We start from the raw sequence: 3,634 nt of genomic DNA on the forward strand, positions 1-3,634 counted from the left end.
GCCAGGGAGCGGGCGGCGAGGCCGAACTGGCCGAGTTTGCCGACGATCGTCCGGCCCACCGGGGTGTGCCCCCAGATGCTGATGCCCTGGTGGGTGCTCGGCTCCCAGGTCGACTCGTCGACGACGACCGGGTTCCAGCCGACCTCCCACTCGAACCCCGAGGGCGTGCGGGCGTAGTAGGACAGCTCCTTGTCGTTGGTGTGCTGACCGACGGACAGGGCCATGTCGAAGCCGAGTTCGTGCACGCGCTGATAGCTCCGGGCCAGGTCGTCCAGGGTGGCCGTCTGGATGTTGAGGTGCTGGACGCGGGTGCGGACCGGGTCGATCGGCAGGCCCCGGACAGCTGCCACGGCGATGGAGTGATGGCGTTCGTTGACGCGCAGGAAGCGGATCTTGAGCTTGACTCCGCTGATCGTCTCGTCGATGGAGTCGGTCAGCCGGGCGTCGAAGACCGTGTCGAAGTAGCCGCGCAGCCGCGCCGGTCTGGTGGACGTGATCGCGACATGCCCCATGCCCGCCTCGCCGGTGACGAAGCCCGAGGCGAGCATCCGCAACGGCTCGGCCGACCGCACGGGGGTCGTGCAGATCTCCTGCGTGATGCCCTTGGGGCCGGGGAAGCGCAGCAATCGTTCGACGCCGCGCAGGGCCACCTCTTCGGCGGTTCCCTCCCTCAGCGGCACGCCATGGGCGCGGATCCGGGCCTCGATCCGCTCGAACGCGGCGTGGTCGTCGATGTGCCAGCCGGTCGCGACGACGTCCTCGGCGGGACCGCGCCGCAGCAGGAAGCGGCACTCCTGGTCGTCGAGCCGGAACCGCGTCACGTCGCGGGAGAGATCGTCGCGGTGCATGCCGATCGCGTCGCTGCCGAAACGGCGCCAGTCGGCGAACCGCTCGGTCTCGATGACGAGGTAGCCGAGGTGGACCGAGCCGAAGACGGAGGTGTTCCCGGGCGCGTTCATCGGCGGCCCGCCAGGAAGCCGGCGCACAGCCGGTTGAAGAGGTCCGCGCGCTCGAACTGCACCCAGTGGCCGGTGTTGGCGACCAGATACAGATCGCAGTCGGGCATGCGCTCGGCCAGCATCGCCCCGCCGGACGGCCGGTTGACCCGGTCGGCGGCGCCCCACAGCACCAGCGTGGGCACGGGCAGGCGGGCGAGTCGCCGGTCGCGGGTGAAGTCCGTCTTCCACAGGGTGCGCAGGGCGTTCGGCCCGGAGGGGCGGCGCAGCGGCGGGGCCGCCACCACCTCGGGGTCGATGCTCGCCTCGTAGCGCGCGTCGATCACCGCGTCAGGGACGTCGGCGGCGTTGAAGACGAGGTACTGGCGGATGAACTTCTCCAGCTTCGCCCGTGAAGGCCCGTCCCCCCGGTAGTAGTTCAGCAGGCTGGTGAGGCCCGGCGTGGGCAGGCCGCGGGTGGTGCCGATGCCGCCGGGGCCCATGAGCACCATGCGGTCGACCCGGTCGGGGGTGTCCAGGGCCAGCCGGAGCGCACAGGCACCGCCGTAGGAATTGCCCACCAAGTGGGCCTTGTCGAGACCGAGTTGATCGAGCAGACCCCGGATGCCGTCGGCGAGGTGTCCGAAGGGGTCGGCGGCGTCGACGCCCTTGGTGCTGCGGCCGTAGCCGGGCAGGTCGGGGACGATGACCCGGTACTCCTTCGCCAGCTCGGCGATGTTGCGCGTGTAGTTGGAGACGCCGGAGGCGCCGGGGCCGCCGCCGTGCAGCAGCAGGACGGGCGGGCCCTCGCCGGTCTCCGCGACGAAGATCTTCCTTCCGGCAACGTCGAGCAGACGCTCTCGCATCGACGGTGGCGACGGCAGTTCGGTCGGTGCGCTCATGGTGGTCCTCACAGGGTCGTCGAGGCGGGCTCGTGCGGAAGAGGGGCGAACCCCGCCGGGGGAGCCGGGAGCCGGGCTCCCGTGCGGGCGGCGGCGTAGACGTAGGCGTCCGGGCGCAGGGCGACGGTGGCCGCGCGGTGCCGGTCCAGCCAGGACAGCAGCACCCCGTCGCTGTCGACGAGGGTGCCCTCGGCCGGCGGGGAACCGGCGGGGGTGACGACCAGCGAGGGGACCCTCCAGGCCGGCTGGGCGGTCTCCGCGCGGGCGTGCAGCAGCAGCCAGCGGCCGCCGAGCACCTCGTCGAGCCGCACGCGTGCGCCGTCGGGCCCGGTCACCCAAGGCTGGGGGAGCTGGCTGCCGGAGGCCTTGGCGCGCGGGCGGGCCTGGAACCCCTCGGCGTAGCGGGCGACGGGTATCCACTGGGAGTCCTGCAACCAGTTGCTGAAGCCCGGCACCCGGTTCAGGACGGGCAGCAGAGCGTCGCGGACCCGGGTGACCGGGCGGCGCCGCTCGGTGATGATCCGCCCGACGAACACCGCCCGCTCGGTCACCTCCCTGACATGCGGCATGCGTTCGCTTTCGTAGCTGTCGAGCAGCGTCGCGGGCAGTTCGCCCCGCAGCACGCTCGCCAGCTTCCAGCACAGATTGGCCACGTCGCGCACGCCGGCGGCCATGCCCTGGCCGATCCACGGCGGCATGGCGTGGGCGGCGTCCCCGGCGAGGAAGACCCGTCCCACCCGGAAGCGGGTCGCGAAGCGGACGTGATGGCTGTAGACGGTGGCGCGCAGGACCTTGATGCTGTCCCTGCCGATGCCGTACCGGGCCACCAGCTCGTACACCGCGTCGTCCGTGGTCAGATACGTCTCGTCGTCGCCCGGCAGGATCGGGAACTCCCAGCGGTGGTGCCCGAGCGGGGTCGGGCAGTCCACGGCGGGCCGGGCCGGGTCGCAGCGGAAGCGCAGCCGGTCGTGGTCCGGCCAGGGCTTGAGCATCTCGGTGTCGATGACCACCCAGCGGTCCTCGTAGGTCCGGCCCTCGTAGCCGATGTTGAGCTGCGCCCGGGTGAGGCTGGACCCGCCGTCGGCGGCGATCACATACGCGGCGCGCAGCCGCCGTACGGAGTCGTCGGCGGTGCCCGCCACCGTCAGCTCCACGCCGTCGGCGTCCTGCCGCAGCCGCAGGCACTCGTGCCGCAGCAGCACCTCGACGTTCGGGTAGCGGCTGGCACCCTCGCGCAGGACCCGTTCCACCGCCGGCTGGTAGAGGAACAGCTGCGGCGGATGGCCGTGGCCGTGCGGGGCCGGGCGCGCGCTGAGAAAGGTCCGGCCGCGCGCGTCGACGAAGTCGCAGGGCCGTTCGGCCAGCATGTCCCGCTTGAGCCGCCCGTCCAGACCGGCGCGCTGCCAGATCCGCATGACCTCCTCGTCCGTGGAGATCGCCCGGGCACGGGAGAAGACCTCGGCGTCGCGTTCCAGCACGACGACCCGCAGGCCCATCGCGCCGAGCAGGTTCGCCGCCGTGACCCCTGTGGGGCCGTAGCCGATCACCGCCACGTCGTAGGCCGTCTCTCCCGGTCTGATCTCGCCCACCGGGCCACCTCGCTCTCGTCCTTGTCGGGGGGTGTTGCACAAGCGTTGCTGTAGTGTTTACTCCAATTGGAATGACCGCTACGGTAAGCATGGTGAGGGAGAGGGTCAAGTGCCACGCAGGAAGCGTGCGAACGGGGTGGAGTCGCGTCAGCGGATCCTCGACGCCGCGGTGGAGATCGCCGGCGAACGGGGCTACGAGGGCACCTCC

General features: G+C 71.7%; 3 protein-coding genes and 1 pseudogene. 1 reads left to right on the forward strand and 3 read right to left on the reverse strand.

The genetic code is table 11. From position 1 onward, the window contains the following. From ACFTZL_RS42550 to ACFTZL_RS42560, 3 genes are all read right to left on the reverse strand, one after another. Window positions 1-959: VOC family protein (locus ACFTZL_RS42550; RefSeq protein ID WP_382595275.1), on the reverse strand; the 959-nt coding region annotated here is incomplete at its 3' end. Then, on the reverse strand, window positions 956-1,837 hold the full coding sequence (locus ACFTZL_RS42555) for an alpha/beta fold hydrolase (RefSeq protein WP_382595278.1): 882 nt from the start codon (window positions 1,835-1,837) through the stop codon (window positions 956-958). The genes ACFTZL_RS42550 and ACFTZL_RS42555, both read right to left, overlap by 4 nt. A gap of 8 nt (window positions 1,838-1,845) precedes the next feature. After that, entirely contained in the window at window positions 1,846-3,426 is a 1,581-nt protein-coding gene (locus tag ACFTZL_RS42560) for a bifunctional 3-(3-hydroxy-phenyl)propionate/3-hydroxycinnamic acid hydroxylase (RefSeq protein WP_382595281.1), read from the reverse strand. A gap of 109 nt (window positions 3,427-3,535) precedes the next feature. Between ACFTZL_RS42560 and ACFTZL_RS42565 the strand changes: the two are divergent. Then, window positions 3,536-3,634, forward strand: a pseudogene (locus ACFTZL_RS42565) (TetR/AcrR family transcriptional regulator); the annotation flags it as partial.

The organism is Streptomyces sp. NPDC056948 (assembly GCF_042674225.1).
In the GTDB taxonomy this organism is placed as follows: domain Bacteria; phylum Actinomycetota; class Actinomycetes; order Streptomycetales; family Streptomycetaceae; genus Streptomyces; species Streptomyces purpurascens.